16 protein-coding genes and 2 tRNA genes are annotated in these 18,991 nt (G+C 50.5%); 4 read left to right on the top strand and 14 right to left on the bottom strand.

The window, feature by feature from the left end:
• Nucleotide 1: 1 nt before the first annotated feature.
• Nucleotides 2-562: a DNA-3-methyladenine glycosylase I gene (locus CFLAV_RS17825; RefSeq protein WP_040549280.1), complete on the bottom strand. Its 561-nt coding sequence runs from the start codon at nt 560-562 to the stop codon at nt 2-4.
• Nucleotides 563-667: 105 nt separating this feature from the next.
• Between CFLAV_RS17825 and CFLAV_RS17830 the strand changes: the two genes are divergently transcribed.
• Entirely contained in the window at nt 668-2,344 is a 1,677-nt protein-coding gene (locus tag CFLAV_RS17830; protein ID WP_007416186.1) for an amidase, read from the top strand.
• Here CFLAV_RS17830 and CFLAV_RS17835 read toward each other — a convergent pair.
• From CFLAV_RS17835 to CFLAV_RS17850, 4 genes are all read right to left on the bottom strand, one after another.
• On the bottom strand, nt 2,330-3,391 hold the full coding sequence (locus tag CFLAV_RS17835) for a PA0069 family radical SAM protein (protein ID WP_007416187.1): 1,062 nt from the start codon (nt 3,389-3,391) through the stop codon (nt 2,330-2,332). The genes CFLAV_RS17830 and CFLAV_RS17835 overlap by 15 nt on opposite strands.
• 88 nt (nt 3,392-3,479) lie before the next feature.
• Complete coding sequence (locus CFLAV_RS32590; RefSeq protein WP_007416188.1) at nt 3,480-5,744, bottom strand: ATP-binding protein; 2,265 nt, start codon at nt 5,742-5,744, stop codon at nt 3,480-3,482.
• A 5-nt stretch (nt 5,745-5,749) separates the two neighbouring features.
• A complete protein-coding gene (locus tag CFLAV_RS32595; protein ID WP_007416189.1) occupies nt 5,750-6,442 on the bottom strand; it encodes a carboxypeptidase regulatory-like domain-containing protein in 693 nt (230 codons plus the stop codon).
• 2 nt (nt 6,443-6,444) lie between these two features.
• Nucleotides 6,445-7,788 carry a hypothetical protein gene (locus CFLAV_RS17850; RefSeq protein ID WP_007416190.1) on the bottom strand — a complete coding sequence of 448 codons (1,344 nt, stop codon included), beginning with the start codon at nt 7,786-7,788 and terminating at the stop codon, nt 6,445-6,447.
• A 385-nt stretch (nt 7,789-8,173) separates the two neighbouring features.
• On the opposite strand from CFLAV_RS17850, the gene CFLAV_RS17860 reads away from it, so the two are divergent.
• Nucleotides 8,174-8,560, top strand: a complete 387-nt coding sequence (locus CFLAV_RS17860; protein ID WP_007416191.1) for a Dabb family protein — start codon at nt 8,174-8,176, stop codon at nt 8,558-8,560.
• 155 nt (nt 8,561-8,715) lie between these two features.
• Nucleotides 8,716-8,850, top strand: coding sequence for a hypothetical protein (locus CFLAV_RS36970; protein WP_272941486.1), 135 nt, complete (start codon nt 8,716-8,718; stop codon nt 8,848-8,850).
• Nucleotides 8,851-9,039: 189 nt separating this feature from the next.
• On the opposite strand, the gene CFLAV_RS17865 is transcribed toward CFLAV_RS36970, so the two are convergent.
• The 5 genes from CFLAV_RS17865 to CFLAV_RS17885 all read right to left on the bottom strand — a co-directional run bounded on the left by CFLAV_RS17865 (nt 9,040) and on the right by CFLAV_RS17885 (nt 13,605).
• Nucleotides 9,040-9,123 (bottom strand) — tRNA-Leu (locus tag CFLAV_RS17865).
• A 163-nt stretch (nt 9,124-9,286) separates the two neighbouring features.
• Nucleotides 9,287-9,682 (bottom strand): type IV pilin protein, encoded by a 396-nt coding sequence (locus tag CFLAV_RS32600; RefSeq protein WP_007416192.1) that lies wholly within the window; start codon nt 9,680-9,682, stop codon nt 9,287-9,289.
• Between the two features lie 381 nt (nt 9,683-10,063).
• Nucleotides 10,064-11,551, bottom strand: coding sequence for a sulfatase (locus CFLAV_RS17875; RefSeq protein WP_150107476.1), 1,488 nt, complete (start codon nt 11,549-11,551; stop codon nt 10,064-10,066).
• 11 nt (nt 11,552-11,562) lie between these two features.
• Nucleotides 11,563-13,029, bottom strand: a complete 1,467-nt coding sequence (locus CFLAV_RS17880) for a sulfatase family protein (protein ID WP_237712416.1) — start codon at nt 13,027-13,029, stop codon at nt 11,563-11,565.
• Between the two features lie 501 nt (nt 13,030-13,530).
• Nucleotides 13,531-13,605, bottom strand: a tRNA-Val gene (locus CFLAV_RS17885).
• 113 nt (nt 13,606-13,718) lie between these two features.
• On the opposite strand from CFLAV_RS17885, the gene purH reads away from it, so the two are divergent.
• Complete coding sequence (purH, locus tag CFLAV_RS17890) at nt 13,719-15,272, top strand: bifunctional phosphoribosylaminoimidazolecarboxamide formyltransferase/IMP cyclohydrolase (protein WP_007416195.1); 1,554 nt, start codon at nt 13,719-13,721, stop codon at nt 15,270-15,272.
• On the opposite strand, the gene CFLAV_RS17895 is transcribed toward purH, so the two are convergent.
• From CFLAV_RS17895 to CFLAV_RS17910, 4 genes are all read right to left on the bottom strand, one after another.
• Nucleotides 15,266-15,658 (bottom strand): FHA domain-containing protein, encoded by a 393-nt coding sequence (locus tag CFLAV_RS17895; protein ID WP_007416196.1) that lies wholly within the window; start codon nt 15,656-15,658, stop codon nt 15,266-15,268. The genes purH and CFLAV_RS17895 overlap by 7 nt on opposite strands.
• A complete protein-coding gene (locus tag CFLAV_RS32605; RefSeq protein WP_050785838.1) occupies nt 15,658-16,308 on the bottom strand; it encodes a polysaccharide biosynthesis/export family protein in 651 nt (216 codons plus the stop codon). Before CFLAV_RS32605 ends, CFLAV_RS17895 begins: the two co-directional genes overlap by 1 nt.
• 32 nt (nt 16,309-16,340) lie before the next feature.
• A complete protein-coding gene (locus tag CFLAV_RS17905; protein ID WP_007416198.1) occupies nt 16,341-18,500 on the bottom strand; it encodes a GumC family protein in 2,160 nt (719 codons plus the stop codon).
• 64 nt (nt 18,501-18,564) lie between these two features.
• A partial coding sequence (locus tag CFLAV_RS17910) for an outer membrane beta-barrel protein (protein WP_007416199.1) occupies nt 18,565-18,991 on the bottom strand: 427 nt, incomplete at its 5' end.

Raw genomic sequence — 18,991 nt, forward strand, 5'->3', positions numbered from 1 at the left:
GTTATTTGCGCTTCTTGAATTTAAAACAATCTGTCGTGTGATCATTCACCATCCCGGTCGCCTGCATAAAGGCATAACAAATGGTGGACCCGACGAATTTAAACCCTCGCTTCAGCAAATCCTTGCTCATCGCGTCCGATTCCGCCGTTCGGGCTGGAATCTCCTTCGTTGTGGGCCACGCGTTGAGTATCGGTTTGCCTCCCACGAATTGCCAGATGTACTTATCAAAGGAGCCAAATTCCTTTTGCACGGCGAGAAATGCCTTTGCATTGGTGATGGTGGACGCAATTTTCAGCCGGTTACGAACAATGCCCGGATCAGCCAAAAGCTGCTCTACCTTTCGTTCCTCATACTTTGCAACCAATAGAGGATCGAACTGATCGAAGACTTTTCGATAATGCTCACGCTTCTGTAAAATAGTGTTCCAACTGAGACCCGCCTGCGCCCCTTCCAGCACGATGAACTCAAATAATTTCCTGTCATCATGCTCCGGCACGCCCCATTCCTCGTCATGATAGCAGACCATCAATTCACTTTTTGCCCAAGCACATCTCGTTTTCATCAATCTCGGCAGGATTGCACCACGAACGAATTAAATTGGGAACACTTTAATTTGAGCAAATTTCCCATTGCCAGTTTCACCCCCGTTTGTCCCAATAGCAGCCATATGCGTCAACTGATGCCACTCATCCTCCTAAGTATCCTCTGCGGCGCGACTTCGTCATTCGCCGATGCAGATACCAACTCCATTACCGTGGAAACCGTTACTCAGGCGGCCAGGTTGACTGGCTTGCAGTTCTCAGATGCCAAATATCGACTCATGCTTCCCGGACTCCGGGACCAGGTTGCCTCGTATGAGGTGCTGCGAAAATTTCCCCTCTCCAACGCCGTTCCTTCGGCAATGTTGTTCAACCCAATTCCAGTCGGCGCAAAATTTGATGTGCACCGCAAAAAATTCAAGCCAGCCTCGCCGGGAAAGGTGCAGCTGCCGAAAAACATGGATGAACTGGCTTATTATTCCATTGGTGAACTGGGTGCATTGATTAAATCCCGCCAGATAACCTCTGTTCAACTCACGAGCTTCTTCCTGGAGCGATTGAAACGCTACGGCCCCAAGCTGGAATGCATCGTCACGCTTACCGAAAGCCTGGCCCTGCAGCAAGCGCGGCAGGCTGACAAGGAAATTGCCGCCGGAAAATACCGCGGTCCGCTCCATGGCATTCCGTTCGGGGTAAAAGACCTGCTCACGACCAAAGGTATTCCCACCACGTGGGGAACTGCTCCATATAAGAACCAAATTATCGACGAGGACGCCACCGTTGTAAAACGACTTCAGGACGCCGGTGCCATTCTCGTCGCCAAACTCAGCATGGGTGAACTCGCGTGGGGTGAAGTTTGGTATGGCGGCATGACACGCAACCCTTGGAATCTTAAAGACGGCTCCAGCGGTTCCTCTGCTGGTCCGGCAGCCGCCACCTCCGCCGGTCTTGTTCCCTTCGCCATCGGTTCTGAAACGCATGGCTCCATCATCTCTCCTTGTGACCGTTGCGGCATCACAGGCCTGCGCCCCTCTTATGGTCGAATCAGCCGCACTGGGGCGATGGCCTTGACCTGGTCGATGGATAAACTTGGTCCCATTTGCCGCACAGTCGAAGATTGCGCCATTGTATTCAACACTATCTACGGCCCGGACGGCATCGACCAGACTCTGTGCGATCTTCCCTTCAATTATGAAGCCAAAGCCCGGTGGCAGAAACTTCGCATCGCCTACTTGAAGAAGGATTTTGAAAATGAAAAAGGCGAGCGTAAAGAAAATGATGCCGCGACTCTCGCGAAGCTTCGTTCGCTCGGGGCGACCCTCGTTCCTATCGAACTTCCAAAACTTCCGATTCACGACATCTCATTCGTCATCTCTGTGGAAGGGGCCGCCGCTTTTGATGATCTCACCATCAGCGGTCGCGATGATCTCATGAAACGTCAGGGTCAACATACATGGCCCAATGCTTTTCGTGAGGCACGTCTCTTCCCGGCAGTAGAGTACATCCAGGCTACTCGTGTCCGCTACCTCCTGATTCAGGAAACCGCTCGCGTTCTGAAGGACGTCGATGTTTTCGTTGCGCCTTCACTTGCCGGCGACAGCGAATTGCTCACCAATCTCACCGGTCATCCATGCGTCGTCGTGCCCAATGGCTTCTCCAAGGCTGGCACTCCTACGAGCATTTGTTTTATTGGCAATCTGTTCAAAGAAGCTGAAATTCTCGAAATTGCCAAAGCTTATCAGGATTCCACAGACTTCCATAAAAAACATCCCGACCTCGATAAGGAGCGTTTAGTCAAAGAGTGACAACTGATCCTTCTCGACGCGCCGAAACGCGGCCGTGGAAAGATCAGGTTGATTTCCTTCAATCCCCGCCTTGCGCCGCGCCACCGTGAAGAGCGCTTCAATCTGGTCGGCAAATAATCCCTCACCACGCATGCGTGACCCAAATTGCGAGTCATTGAGCTTACCCCCACGTAGGGCACGTATTCGATTCAAAACCTTTTCTTTGCGATCTGGAAAGTGGCGTTCCAGCCATTCTTCAAACAACGGTGCTACCGCCAGAGGCAGACGCAGGGTTACATAACCTGCAAATTTTGCCCCCACCTTGACCGCCGCGGAAATGATCGCAGGAATCTCGTGGTCGGTGAGTCCAGGAATGATGGGTGAAACCAGAATACCCGTGGGAATTCCCGCCTTGCTCAACGCCTCGATCGCAGCCAGCCTGCTGGCCGGAGGCGAGGTGCGTGGCTCCATCACTTTTCTGAGTTCTGTGTCTAATGATGTCACCGAGATAAAAACCACCGCCGCCTGATAACGTGCCATTTCCGATAACAAATCAATGTCGCGTGTCACCAAATGATTCTTGGTAATAATCGCCACCGGGTTGCGAAAATCCCGCAAGACCTCCAAACACTGGCGGGTTAGTTTCAAGCGACGCTCCACCGGTTGATAACAATCGGTCACACCGCTCATGGCCAATACTTTGGGCTGCCATTTTGGAGCAGCCAGTTCCGCCCTCAGCAGTTTGGCCGCATCCAGTTTCACCATGATGCGGGTTTCAAAATCAAGGCCGGCTGAAAACCCCAAATACTCATGCGTGGGCCGGGCATAACAATAAATGCACCCGTGCTCGCAACCACGATAAGCGTTCACGCTCGCTTCGAACCCCACATCCGGACTGTCGTTATTGGTAATGATCGTGCTGGAGGTATCCTTCAAAAACTGGGTTCTGGGTAAGGCATCCTCCTCCGGATTCCAATCTGCATCCCGTTCCAAATGGATTTTTTCAAACCGGTTGGCTGGATTACCGGCGGTGCCTCGGGAGGGTTTTGAATTGATGCTGCTATGCATTTCGGAAGAATCATAGCCTATCTTCCACTAAATGGAATCCGCCAACATTATTGTCCCAGGTTACCGACCTGTGCGCCTGAACAATGAATTATGCAGCCGTCAAGACCCTGGTGATGGCCGCGCGGAATTCCGCCAGGGTAAACGGCTTGGAAAGACATATTTTATCCCGGGATTTCAGGTATTCCTGGGCTTTCTCGTTTACCACATCACCGGTGATAAAAATCAATCTGCGAGACATCTCTGGATTCTTTTCGCGCAACTTTTCGTAAACCTCCTGGCCGTTCAACCCGGGCATTTTCCAGTCGCATAACGCCAGGTCGTAGCGGCAGTTGGCCATGCAAGACAAAGCCGTTTCGCCATCACGTGCCACATCCACCTGGTAACCATTGAGTGTCAATGCCTCTTTAATCATTTGCAAAATTGAATCCTCGTCATCAACAACCAGCACCCGCTTGCCTAAACCTTCCTTGGTTGGCTGCGTCTGTGGCAGAACCGCCACTGCTTCGGGCTTGGCCGCGAAATCCCGCGTAATGGGCAAATCAATGGTAAAGCTTGCGCCTTCACCGTGTTTGCTCTGCGGCGTGATGGTGCCTCCATGCTCCGTCACAATGCCATAGCAGATGCTTAAGCCCAGCCCTGTTCCCTTGCCAACCTCCTTGGTCGTAAAAAACGGAACAAACAGCTTCTTCAAATTGTCAGCGGAAATGCCCGGACCATTGTCTTGAAAGATAACTCGCACACGATCATCCACCACCTGGCTGGTGATGCAAATCCGGCCCCTGGTCTGACGCACCTCCATCGCCTGGCGCGCATTATTTATTATATTTAAAAATACTTGTTGCATCTGATGTTGATCTACGAGGGTTGGCGGGAGGTTCGGGTCCAATGCGGTGATCACCTCAATATTGCTGGTGCGCAGTTGATACTGCACAATCTCAATGGCCGATTCCAAAACCGTATTAACGCTCAACACCTTCCGCTCCGGCAGATGTTTACGGGCAAAGCTTAACAAACCGGCCACAATCTTTTGACAGCGCTTGGCGCTCTTGAAAATCATGTCGAGAAAGCGTCGATGCTGCTCCGGCAACTCGGATTGTTGAAGAATCTCGGCAAAACCCATCACCGACGTAAGCGGGTTATTCAGCTCGTGCGCCACACCCGCCACAAATTCGCCGATGCCTGAAAGCTTCTCACTTTGGATCAACTGGTTCTGAGTGGCTTTAAGGGTTTCCACGGTTTTTTCCAATTGTTCGCGTGATGTCTTCACGTTCTCAATCATTTGATTGAATACCGCAGCCAGTTCGCCATATTCATCCTTGGAAGTGACTTCCACGTGTTTTGAAAAATCTCCACGGCCCACCGCTTCAGCACTCGCACGCAACTGACGAAGGGGTTTCGTAACGGTCCGAATGCAGAGCCAAACCGCAAGGATTCCCACCAAAATGCCGACCAGACTGACAAACATCAGCAGGCTTTGCGTCGACTGAAGCGTTGCCAAAGATTGCTCGTAGGAAGAAAGCAGAATGTATCCAAGCTTCCCTCCTCCATTAATTGAACCGAAATGTCCGACTCTGCACAGGTAATGCTCATTATTTATGGCAATTTCCTTGGCCGATGATCCGGCCTCATCTGTGTCGTTGGACAATTGTTTAAATTTTGCAACCATGGATGGACTCAACTCCGATTTTGTGAGGCTGGAGGCGACGATCTGATCCTCCGCCAGAAAGACGATCTTGCTGCCGGTTAATTGCTCGACTTGAAGGGCCAGAGTATTCCCAATTTCAATGCCAAAGGTAATCGCGCCCACAGCATCACCTGCCCCTTTGGCTGGAATCGATACCACATCAAAGAAAGTTCCCCCGACACGGATCGTCTCCACAGCCGCCCCGCCGTCCAACGCCCGTTGTATGACCGCTCTGCTTGCAGCTTCGAATTCAGACAGGCCCAGTTTGGGATAGACGCTCGCCCCGCCATATCTTTTGCCGTCCTGAGTAGTACAAATGGCTATCTTCGCGTCCCCATCCTCCCGGATCAGATCATCCAATAAAACATTCAAGGTCTTGAGCGCCGCAGAGTCCTGGGAACTGATTCTGGCAACCACCGCCTTTACCCGTGGTTCTTTGACTACGTTGCGATAACGAGACAACAGGTTCGTAGCCAGAATGACCTGGGTATTGGTAAAGACTTTGCCGGCCGTGTCCAACTGCATGGCTGTTTGCGTGTGCAGTTGTGTTGTGATGTGGTGGTTGACAATCCACGTGGTGATGGCAATCAGCAGCACCATCACGGTAACCACCGGCACCAAAACTTTTGCCTGAAAACTGATTTGCGCCTTTAGCGACGGTATGCTCATGACTGCTAATACTTGGGTAAATTTTTAATTCCTAGGGTGAAGTCCAGCTTCACCTCTCCATTTTCGGGGACAGTGATCGTCTTATATTCCTTGGGCATGCGTTCATGCCAGGCAACCAGCTTATAGGTTCCAGCAGGGACATCGGTGATTCTATACGTCCCTTTTTCACTGGTTGCGAAGTAGGGATTTTCCAACACCAGCACCACACAACTCATGCTGGAATGGATGGAGCAGAACACATCCACCTGACCAACCGTGTCGAACAACACGTGCTTGCTCTCTCCCTTGCCATACAGATCAAGATCAAACGGCTTCGCCTCGGAATAGGAGAAGACATTATGCAGAATATCATCATTGTTGGGCCATTCCACGGTGGTATTCTTCACGATTGGAAGAACATGCGGCGCAAAGGTGGCCCCCTTCTGTGACACCCTCTTTTGAGTAACCACTTGCACCGGCTTGGAAGGGGCAGCTTGATTGGTGCCTACCAGCCCTTCAATGTAGATCACGAAATCTCTCATTCCCGCGTAATCAACTTTTTCAGCATGTTTCAAAGCGTGGCTGTCGTATTTGCCCCCTTGCATGCTTTGCCCGGCTTCCGCTCTCCCTTCAGCGTGCACGGTGCCGACGATTGTGCCTGCCTTCAAAGTCCCGGCCACAAATTCGCCAATTAAAAGAAAAAGGATAAAACGTTTCATGGTTAGAATCTGAATGCGGCCTCCAATGCGAAAACGTTTTCATGAGTTCGTTTCTCCCCGTCCAATTCCTTGCCTTGATTAAAGGAATATTCTCCTTTCGCTAAAAGGTTTGGACTAAAGTGATAACCCAACCCCAGGCTCAAACGCCAGTAATCCGTCGTCAGGCGCCCGAACATGAAGGTGCCCACGTCGCCATTGCCCACAATTGGAAATCCGCCGGTTGCAAACATCTGGCTGAAGCGAGCCGCACCGTAGAATTTGCGAGTGATGTCCTTAACACCCTCAACATAGTAGTAGTAAACATCACGATGATTTCGGCCGGCAGGATCATTGTCTGCATAGTTGAGGTAGCCTCCGGCCCCTCTGAGTTGAAGTCCTGAAAAGGTCATCACCACATCTCCCTCCGCCAGATTTGCATGGAAGCGCGTCGTTTGGGTTGAGCCAATCGACCGAATCCACCCATTGCCAAACCACATTTCTGAGAGCGAATCCTTGTTGGCGTCCAGATCACCGGTCCGCATGCCGCTCACGCTCACGTGCAGCCACCTGGCGGGATCGTATCCAAAGCGTCCAACCACGGCTTTGTCCGCATTGAAGTCACGGGTAGTTGCGATTCCTCCGTTCTGTACCGCGGCCACATAGCTGAACTTCCCCAAGCTCCCGTAAAGTTCCACCCCTTCATCCACCCCCCAAATGTCACTCAAGGAATGTGAAATGAGGGGATTATCAATGGCGTATCGATAAAGGTATTCCTCGCCAAAGGGAATGTAGAACCGCCCCAGTCTCAAATTGACCTGACGGTCCTGCCCCCAGATTTGGGACAAATTCTCCCAATCGAGATAAAGTTCTCCCACGCGCACATCCAGATCGTTCTCATCGCGGGCGGCAAGATTCAGCTCACCAAAGAAATAAACGTTGTTCCAAATGGGAGCGTCTACAAACAGTTTTGCTTCATCGATACGAAACTCGGCATTGGGAGTGGATCCATGGCTTTCCGAATGAAAAAAGGCCACCCCGCCTTCGCCCCCTATTTGCACTTTGCCAAAGTGAATGGACCCGCCGGATTGTGCAGGCGTATCACTTCCCTCTTTTTCTTTTAAATCAGTGATTTGACGATCGTGGGTCGCATTAACCTCCTGAATCTCCGCCACCTTGTGAGTGAGGGAATCAATCAATTGCTGCTGCTTGCGTAACTGCTCCTGTAAAGCCTCATTTTGCCTTTGTAACTGCAAAATCTGATCGCTTGTAACCGGTGCGTCGGCAGCTCCAATGCCCGTCCCCGAAACAAGAAAAAAACCTGTCATGCATCCCCAAAGGGCTGTTCGCATTCCAAGTTTTTCGGTCATGGAACAGCTCTAAAGCAACAAACGTGCCTGCTTGTTCTTTGACATCCCGGAATTCGAAAAAAATGCAACCACCCGCGGGCTCGCTGAAAATCTTGCACAAGCTGTCCAGCATTTGTCCACTCTCGTAGAGACCTACGACAGGATTCCGCGCTTCACAATGCTGAATACCCTGCTTGCCCAAAACTGGGACACTGCTCTCAACCTCAAAATTTGCATTACTGATAATTAATGAGTGCACAGTTTTTTTGCATGTCTCTTCAAAATGACATTGCCGAAGCACTCTTCAGTTCTCGATCTCGCATCCATTTCCAACCCGGGGTCGCCATCATCGAGCTTGCGCCGAGTCCCCGGAGGGAATATTTTCGGTCCGCCCTTGTTTCCAACTATGAATATTTTTACTCTCTGCTCTGTTGCCTTCCTCGGACTTGCCTTGACCGCGTTCGCCGCCGACGCTGCGCCACAAAAGGAAAAACTGCGCCACGTGGTTTCTTTCAAGTTCAAGGACACAACCACGAAGGAACAGATCAAACAAGTGGAGGATGCTTTTCGCGACTTGAAGAAAAAGATTCCTCACGTCCAATCAATCGAATGGGGCACCAATGTCAGTCCCGAAAAATTGGACAAAGGTTTTACTCATTGCTTTCTGGTCACCTTTGGCAGCGAAAAGGATCGCGACGCCTACCTCGTTCATCCTGAGCACAAAAAATTCGTCGAGTTTGCACTTCCGTTGATTGGCGATGCCTTCGTCCTGGACTTCTGGGCTAAGGACTAGCTTTCATTGCATCTGCCGCCTGTCTGAATGCTGCTTCCTTAGCTTCGGTGTTTTGATGCACTGGTTGATTACTCAACCCCATATCTCCTGCTCACAGGCAACATCGCCCGCAAAACAGATTCGGACGTTTTGGAAGGCGATTGTTTCTATACCGAATGCCGAAAGAAATTTCCGAATGGCAGGAGGGATTTTGGTTTGAGGCAAGGCGGAGGCCGCAGGCGCTATCCGTAGATAGCGACCAGGCCGACAACGCCGCCTCAAGCCAAAAGCACCCTGCTCTCAAGGACTAATGAATTTTCTCCTCCCCAAGGCCCTGGCTTTTTCAGTCTCCACTTTCATCAGGCTTATTGCCTCCTTTCATTCCGGTTCTTTTCCCCCATTCCGGAAATTAATTTTGGCATTCGGTATATCAGGTCATTCTCCCGCCTTGGAAGGATGGACCTGGCAGGTTAATGTTGAATTCTTTGGGCAGAAATTAATGGTGCGCGAGAGAGGACTTGAACCTCCACCCCTTACGGGACCAGATCCTAAGTCTGGCGTGTCTGCCATTTCACCACTCGCGCATCCTGCCGCAAAGATGCCAACTCCTTATCCACTCGGCAAGTCCAAGCTGCGGGTTCTTAACCGTTAATGCCTCTTATCTCGTATCTCTTATCTCACGCTTAAAAACAAAGGCTTGGGAATTTACTCCCAAGCCTTTGAACCCAAACCGCTGAAAGGAAAAGCCTATTGGATATTGTGACCGGTGCCGTCGCCCGGGCTGCCGGGCAGGATCTTGCAGGCCGGCGGGGTCTGCAGGTCGTTAAGCTCGTAGCTGGTGGCAAAGCTGTTGCCCGAGTCCGAAGGGCAAACCGGGGCCGTGCTGGCGGTGCCGCGTCCCAGGTAGGCCTGCACATTGGCCAGGTTCGGCGTGGCGTTGCCGGCCGCCTTGTTCTCCAAGGCCCACTGTTGCTTGGCGCCATCAATCTGCTTGAGATTGCTGATGCAGCTGGTTTGTTGCGCCTTCAGGCGGGCGCGCACAAAGTTGGGAATGGCAATGGTGGCCAGCAGCCCGATAATGGCCACCACAATCATGATCTCCACCAGCGTAAAACCGGAGGAACGAGAAATTTTTATCTTCATATTACGTTAGTTACAGTGTTTGCCACCGAGTGAACAAATACCTGATAATGGACACCTCGTAAGAGGAACTGTTCACAAAATCATGGTGAATTCGTGGTAGGAATGTAACAGAGCAGGCCTCAAAAGCAAATCGGCTTCATTACGGAGATTTAGGCCGTAAAATTACGGAGAATGGCTTTTAAATTAATGCACCACAATGGGTTCAAACCGATCATTCAAAACCTTCCAAATTCGCATAATTCTTGCGGAACTCAGATCATCAGACAATAGGTCACATAACCATGTTCCTGGGTATTCAAGCTTACGCAAGAGACTGCAAAAAGAAATTTGAGAAACCTCGAGCAGTAAAGAATATGTCAAACTTTGTGGTTAAGAATTCACCTATTTACCCGTGAGGATTTTGCGTTTGAATGGCCCATCCGCTTTGGGGTCAAAGTTTGGATTTGGCAATGGCATATCAGCTTTTACGCTCGCGCGCCAGGCTTGCAACTCGCTTTTAAGCTCCTCACGTTTCAATGCAGAAGTTGATGCCAGGTCGTTTTTCTCTCCCACATCCAGGCGGAGGTTAAAAAGCTCTATTCGATTCTCCTCATACCACTCAATCAGCTTCCAGTCACCTTTCCTAATGGAACTGCTCGGAGCCCCGCCCTGATTGCTGTAGTGTGGATAATGCCAGAACAGCGGGCGCTCACCCATTTCCTTTCCTCTCAACGCGGGAGTGAAACTTATCCCGTCCAGATGTTGTTCGGGACGGGCAGGCAACCCCGCTATTTCCAGCAACGTTGGATAATAATCCGTGCTCATTACCTGGTGATCGCTAACACTGGCTGCTTTTGTGACACCCGGCCATTTTACCACCAAAGGTTCGCGAACGCCGCCTTCATATGGCCAGCCTTTCCCCGCGCGCAACGGCATATTTGACGTGGGAGCTCCTTCTGCAGTCGAAAGGCCTCCATTGTCAGAAGTGAATATAATCACCGTGTTCTTATCCAAACCCAGCTCTTTCAATTTATCCAAAACTCGCCCCACACTTTCATCCAGGCTTTGCATCATCGCGGCATAAATCGGCTGGTTCTGCACTTGCCGCGCGTTGGTATTTCCTTCAGTAACGAACTCAGGCCCTTTCGTTGGCGGCAATTGCATCACCTTCTTCTGGTATTTTTCAATCAACCCTTTCTTTGCCTGTAGCGGAGTATGCACCGAATAATGTGACAAATAGAGCAAAAAAGGTGTGCCCTTCGTGTTCTCAATAAATTTCACCGCTTCGTCTGTCAATCGATCGGCAAGGTATTCGCCAACGGGTCCATCTTTGAGTGTTGGATTTTTATAAGGGCTGAAATAAGAACTGGGATGCCCCATCCCGCATCCGCCAATATTAATATCGAAACCAGCTTGTTCCGGCCAATGTCCCAGCCCGCCGAGATGCCACTTTCCGATGAATGCCGTTTTATATCCCCCTTCCTGCAACGCTTTCGCCAAAGTGATTTCAGCGGCTGGCAGCTCTGTTATAATTTTAGGATGCTTCAAGATTTGATCGGGCTTGTCCGGCCGGCCCGGCAGCCAGTCTGTCAGATGCAATCTTGCAGGGTATTTGCCAGTCATGATGCTGGCTCGTGTCGGAGAACAAACTGAACAAGCGGCATAGGCATCCGTGAACCGCATCCCTTCCCGTGCAAGCCGGTCCAGATTGGGGGTTTCGTAAAAAGTACTCCCATTGAAGCCGACATCCTTCCAGCCCAGATCATCGGCGAGAATAAAGACAAAATTTGGCCTGTCCGCTGCATGAACCCGCGTGGCACAAAGGCTGGTCAGGAGTAACGCCCAAACCAAATTACCTCCGAAAACAATGCGCTCTACGGCTGTTTTCATTATTTTCATTCTCATGGGCGGCTTCTCCCCTCCTTCCGCAATTTTTCAAGTTCTGCCTGGTACTGTTTTGCCTTTTCAGATACCTGAATCGACAAATTGTTTGTTTCACCGATGTCGTCTGTTAAATCATAAAATAATCCATCCGGATCAATTCCTGTTTCCGTTGCAGTGGGCTTGGAGAATTTAGGTCCTTTGCCAGGCTCAATAAACTTTTGATTACCCTTCCGCAAGGCCAGTACGAATGCATGCTCAACCACGTAGTCGCGGCCCATCTTTGAATCTCCCACGAAAGCTGGCAAAATATTCAAGCTATCCGGGCCATCTGCTTGATTTAAACGACAGCCGGTCAATTGTGCAAACGACGCGAGGAAATCAATCTGGCAAATTAAGGCATCGGAGACGCCAGATTTTACGTGGCCAGGCCAGCTCAATATGAACGGCACTCGTGTGCCACCTTCAAACGCGCTATACTTTCCGCCGCGTAATGGCCCCGCCGGACGATGTCCGTTCAGTTTTTCACGGGCTTGATCCTGATAGCCATCATCCACCACGGGACCATTGTCGCTTGTGACAATCAATATGGTGTTATCCTCGAGCTTTAGCTGCCTGAGCGTTTTGACAATTTCACCAACTGTCCAGTCAAACTGCAAAATCACGTCGCCGCGAGGTCCCATTCCACTCTTCCCGGCAAACCTGGCATTTGGAACGCGGGGAACGTGAATGTCATGCGTGGCGAAGTACAAAAAGAAAGGGCCATCTTTATTTTTTTCAATAAAACCCACGGCCTGCTTCGTCAGGGTTTGCGCCAGTTCCTCGTCGACCCAGCGCGCCGATTTGCCACCACTCATATAACCAATGCGGCTGATACCATTCACAATGGTCATGTCATGCCCATGACTCGGTCGCATCTTCAACAGTTCAGGGTGTTCCTGGCCTGTGGGATCCGATCCAACCTTTTCCTTGAAACTGACTTGAATCGGGTCTTTGGCATCCAGATCCACGACGCGATGATTTTCCACAAATACGCAAGGCACCCGGTCGGCCGTTGCCGGCATAATAAAAGAGTAGTCAAAACCTATCTCCAATGGGCCCGGCTTGATTTCCGTGTTCCAGTCGATTTCGCCATCGCCCAAACCCAGGTGCCACTTGCCCACTGCGCCGGTTTTATAACCACCTTTGCGAAGCATTTCGGGCAGTGTGGTCGAACCCGGCTTGATGATTAAATTCGCGTCCCCAGGTAATATGCCGGTTCCCTTTTTGCGCCATGGGTATTCTCCCGTCAGCAAGGCATAGCGCGAAGGCGTACAGGTCGCCGATGACGAATGGGCGTCCAGGAAACGGAGCCCGCTCTCGGCCACTTTGTCGATGTTCGGGGTTTGAACTTTCGTGGCCCCATAGCAACTGACATCTCCATACCCCAAATCATCAGCCAAAATCAGGACGATATTTGGCCTCTCTGCTGCTCGGCTTCTGCCCATTACCCCAAAAAATATTCCTGCGGCTGCAAGGCCGAGGAAAAGTTTATTTAAAATCCGAAGTAAAAGATCCTGGGAAGTCATCGTATAACAGCATTTTATTTTTTATAATTTTCAAAGTTCACTGGGAGATAAAAAGATTAGCCGCATTATGCCCCCGCACATCAACCTACTGCAATTGAATTGATTACTTTTGGACGGCGGCCAACTTGGGTTGGTTACAGAGTAGACGTCGCCAAGTGCACAGGCCTTCCCCGTGAAGTCCCACCTGGATTTATATTCCTCCCGAAATTTTTGCTGGTTGAAAAAGAGATCAGGCACCGCGTCAACCGGCTCTCAAATCAGACTGGACAGTTATTCCAACTATTTTCAATGGTGGTGTTCTTTGGATTTTAGGTCGGGGAAACCGATGTGAGTGAAATCGAGATGTGCCGGCAAGAGTTTTCCTCGAGGTCGCCTCGATGGAATTCCTGGTCGGAACTAAAAACCCGGGAGGACTTAAAATGGTGCGCGGTAGAGGTTTCGAACCTCTGACCCCTACCGTGTCAAGGTAATGCTCTACCACTGAGCTAACCGCGCATCCCAAGCGGGCGGATAATCTGACAAATCCAAAGGTATATTGGCAAGCTCGAATTCGCCAGTGGATTTGTCGGTTGACTCCACCCCTTGATTTGGAAGATTTTAACCACTCTATGGCAAAAATTCAACGTGCGCTGCTTTCAGTTTCAGATAAAACCGGACTGCTTCCCCTGGCTCAAGCCCTGGCGCAGGCTGGTGTTCAACTTATTTCAACTGGCGGCACAGCCAAATCCTTACGCGATTCCGGGCTTCAGGTAACCGATTTGAGCACCTACACCGGTTTTCCTGAAATGATGGATGGGCGTGTCAAAACACTGCACCCTAAAATTCATGGCGGATTACTTTACATCCGCGGCAATGCCACGCACGAAGCTGCCGCCCAGACACACCAAATCCCGCCGATCGATTTGGTGGTGGTCAATCTTTATCCTTTCGAGCAAACGGTGGCTAAACCGGACGTCTCTCTCCATGAAGCCATCGAGAACATTGATATCGGCGGGCCATCAATGCTCCGTAGCGCGGCCAAAAACCACGAAAGCGTGACAGTCATCGTGGATCCTGCGGATTATGAAGTGGTAGCCAGCCAAATTACCGAAGCGGGAAACACCACATTAGAACTGCGCCGAAAACTTGCAGCCAAGGTGTTTGCCCGCACCGCAGCCTATGACGGGGCTATTGCGGCTCACCTGGCGAAGGCTTTTGAAACTTCGAACCGCCCTGCCCTGCCAGCTTCACTCAATATCCAGTCACCGTTGGCTCAACCGTTGCGCTATGGCGAAAACCCTCACCAAACCGCAGCGCTTTATGGGGATTTTAACAAGTATTTCCAGCAATTGCATGGCAAGGAATTGTCCTATAACAACATTCTCGATTTAACCGCTGCTGCCAGTCTGATTACTGAGTTTAACGGAGACAAACCCACCCTGGCCATCCTCAAGCATACCAATCCTTGTGGTATGGGACAGGGAGCAAATTTGCGGGAAGCTTGGGAGAAGGCTTATGCGACAGATAAACAGGCCCCGTTCGGTGGAATTATCGCCGTCAACCAACCACTTGATCTTCTCTGTGCCGAAGCAATTGTGGAGATTTTCAGCGAGGTAATTATCGCACCTGACTTTCATCCGGACGCCTTGGCTCTGTTACAGAAAAAGAAAAACCTGCGTTTATTGAAAGTGCTTAAAAATGTGCTTTCTGCAAAACCCTGGGACATTCGTAGCGTGGGAGCAGACTCGTTCCTGCTTCAGGAACGTGATCTGAAAATAACCACCGCTGCCGATTTGAAAGTAGTCACGAAGCGTCAACCTACCGAAGCAGAACTTCAGGCAATGCTGTTTGGCTGGCGCGTGGTCAAGCATGTAAAGTCCAACGCCATCGTGTACGTTGCTGCCGATCGCACGCTGGGCATTGGTGCCGGCCAAATGAGCCGCGTCGATTCCAGTCGCATCGCGGTCTGGAAAGCTGGTGAAGCCGGGTTATCGCTGAAAGGAAGCATCATCTGCAGCGATGCCTTCTTTCCATTTGCTGACGGCTTGATTGCTGCTGCTGAAGCCGGTGCCACGGCTGCCATCCAACCTGGAGGATCCGTGCGGGATGCTGAGGTGATTGCTGCCGCCGACCAACGAAATCTTGCCATGGCATTTACCGGCACCAGGCATTTTCGTCACTGATTTATCAACAGATAAATGAGCGCGATCTGGAGGGCTGTGATCAGTGCGATTCCGGCCCAGGTCAGCCATTCGCGCCAGCCCAGGCTCTTCTGACGCGTGTTGCTCAACCAAAAGCGAATTTTGATCGCTCCAATTTCAATCAGGTCGCCATTGCGCAGCAGGACGCTTTCGAAGGGTTGGCCGTTCACAGAGGCAAGGGCTTTCGGTCTGGCAGCCAGTGTAAAACCAGTCGATGGATCGAAACTGAGTTCCAGATGCTGATCCCAAACCCCATCCTCCTCCACCTGAAGGTCCGCACTCGCCGACCGACCGATATTAAAAGGAAAATGACGGGCAACCTTTTCGCTGCCCGCCATCCTGCCGGAAAGGACTTTGAACTGGACCATTAAAAGATACTTTTGGGGACGTACACTTGGTCACCGGGAAAGACCTCCGGATTCTTTTTGGGATCCTCCAGGGCTTTCTTATAGTTCACAGTGATTTGCTTCCCGTTCGCGCGGGTCAGGCGAATTCTGCTTTTCCATGCGAAATCGGTAAACCCGCCAGCGGTATCGATGGCTCCAGTTACGGTTATCCGGCCACTGTAAACCTGACGATTGGGGCTCTTGACTTCACCACCCACGGAAAAGAAACGCTCCTCAATGGCAATATTTGCGGTAAGGTTTACGTAATATGCCGGCACATAGCGATCGTGAATTTCCTTTTCAATATCGCTAATAGTCCGCCCGGCAGCCTGGAACTTTTGGTTATACATCAAGGTGATGGATCCATCATCCTTCACCGGCTGTGTGATGGGTTGAACCGCATTGATAATGTCCGAGAAGGACACCGTAACCTTGTCCCCCACATGCAAGACACCCGCCTTGGGATCTTCAATTACTTCCTGCCCGGCGCTGGCTGATTTTGTCGCCGTTGCCGGGTGAACATTATCAGTCAATGGATTGAACTTGTAATCACTCGACTTACATCCAATCAACAACATGCCAGCCACCAGAATTGCAGCCCCAAATAAACAACGCCCTGAATTTTTAATCATTTGCTTTCTAGCTTTTAAAACCATCACTTTGCTTAATATTTCGGCTTGATATCCGTGCGAGCTTTGCCTTCACCGGCGTCAGTCGCAGTTTCGGATTCATCTTCATTCTTCGAGTAATAATCGTGGTAGTAACCGCTGTAATAGTAGTAGCTCTCGTCCTGGGACATGTTGATGTTGTTCAACACAATACCAATCAGATTGCCACCGACTTTTTCGATCAATTGTTTTGCACGAATATTCATCGGCTGCGGGTAACGGCGGTACTGGATCACCTGTAGAGTCATATCCACTTCGCTCGCCAGGATGGAAGCATCGCTGACACCCATGATTGGAGGCGAATCGAAGAACACGTAATCATAGCGTTGCTTCAATTCAGTGATGAGATCTTTCATCTGCGCCGAGCTGAGAATGCCCAATGAACTGCTCGGCAACTTGCCACTCGCCATGAAGTCGAGATTAGGCAAACGAGTGGTTTGAATCACTTCCTCCAGTGTGTTCTGCTTGAGCAGATAATTGGTCAAACCGATCGTGTTGGAAACATTCACGAGCTTGTGCAAGGTGGGACGGCGAAGATCTGAATCAACCATTACCACACGGTGACCGCTCTGAGCGAACACAGTCGCCATGTTATAGACCGTGGTGGATTTACCTTCACCCGCACCTGCGCTGACCACAGCCATCGTGTTAAGCTTGTCATCCTTTCGGGAGAACATGAGGTTGGTGCGCAACACGCGGTAAGCCTCGGCATGAGGACTCTCAGCGCCCTCATCGAGCAGGAGCCCGACATTCTGAGGAATGACCCCAAGCACGGGAGCTTGAAGCGTGCGCTCCACGTCGTCGATCGTTTTCACACTGGTATCCAAATACTCGATGAAAAACGCCAGCCCGACACCCACCACCAAACCGATAATAATTCCCAGTGCAATGTTGAGCGCCTTGTTCGGGCGAACAGGCTTGTCGATCTCTTCCGCCGTATCAACGATTTGCACCATGGTAGTTTTTGGCAGAGCCCGGTCTACCTGCTCCTGTGCGGCGCGGAATTCCAGAATCTCGCGAAATTTCTTCAGATGATCCAGCTGGGACTTCTCGATGAAGTAAGGCCGGCTGGATTCAGCAAGCACAAGATCATTGGACTTTGCTTCGTTGACCTTGTCTTCCGAATTCTTAACCACTGCCAGTAATGAAGCCACGCGTGCATCCATGCCAACCATGATTCCCTTCACCCGGTCATCAATCTTCGCGTTTAGTTCATTCACCAGTTTCTGCGTGCGCAGAACCTCAGGATGTTTGTCGCCATAATCAGCGAGAAGCGTGACCAGCTTGGTTTCGGCCCCGATAAGATCCTGCAGCAATTGGATCAGAATGGCATCTGGTGCAGCAGTGGGAATAGCCTGTTTCAACTCATCTGACTTCAGTTGTTTCAACTGACTCAGTAATTTTTCCTCCTTGATGTATTGCGTCTCTGCATCAATTCTTAAAGTATTGTAATGCATGACGTTCATCGGCTCCAAGGTCTGCTGAGGACCCGTGGCACTTTCGCCGCCGAGGTCGGTAACCTTCAAATCCTTCCGAAGCTTATCCACTTTAGCTTCCTGCTTGGCGATAAGATCATCCTGCTCCTGTACCTGTTGTTTGAAAACTTTTATTCCTGCGCCCGTAATATCCAGCTTCTGGTCCAGTCGATATTTTTGATAGACGATGGCCACTTCGTTGGCGATCGCGGCTGCTTCCTTTTTGTCGTTACTGTATATCTTGATTTCGATCAAACTGGTATTGCGATCCGGATGCAGTTCCATCATCCGCTTCAACTGAGCGCGGCTCTGAGAAGTTTTAAGCTTCTGACCATTATTATACTGTTTCCAAGCTTCATTGAGGTTCAGCCCTTCGATAACCCGGTCGAGAATGACTTCAGATTGAATCACCTCAAATTCTGTCTGGATGAAATAGGGATCGTAATGCCCGGAATAGTTCGGTGTCTGTGTTATGCCAGGCACATCGGTGGTATCACCTTCAACCTTGATGCGGGCTGTACTGGAGAATTGCTCCGGCAAAATAAAGGTAACAATCGTTGCCGTGATAACGACCAGCAGAAATACCGCCAGGATCACCGTCTTGCGAATACGAATAATGCGCCAGTAATCAAGAAAGTGGAGCTTGGCTTCCGGCGGCGCTGATGTCTTTAAAGGATCCATACGTCAAAAAAACGGGGGCTAGATCTTTAGCCCAGCCCCCCAATCTATCTATATTGGTTAACGGTTAATAGCTGGCAGTCACGCCCAGATATACCCTATTCCGATCGAAACCTCGGGATGGAATATCTGAAGAGAGCTGATCGTAGTTATACCCCACTTCTGCTGACAGATAGTGAGTGAACTGATAGGCCAAATTCAACCCGAGCAAATAAAAGGTATCTGATTGACCATTAAATGGCCCGCCAAAGAAGGTTGAATTCTGATATTGGCCTGACAATGTACCAGTTAATTTAGGCGTTATCTTCTGACTGATGGTTCCGTACAAAGTGGAGGACTCTTGATCTTGAGTTATGCCTGAACCCGGGCTAAACGCACCAACATCGGTCGCGTTACGTGAATTACGAAATCCCAAGGTAACACTTCCACCATCCATATAGGTGTAGACGACACTCAGGTCTGCGTAAGGGTTCCAAGCGTTGCTGGAGGTGCCG

The sequence above is a fragment of the Pedosphaera parvula Ellin514 genome (assembly GCF_000172555.1).
Taxonomy (GTDB): domain Bacteria; phylum Verrucomicrobiota; class Verrucomicrobiia; order Limisphaerales; family Pedosphaeraceae; genus Pedosphaera.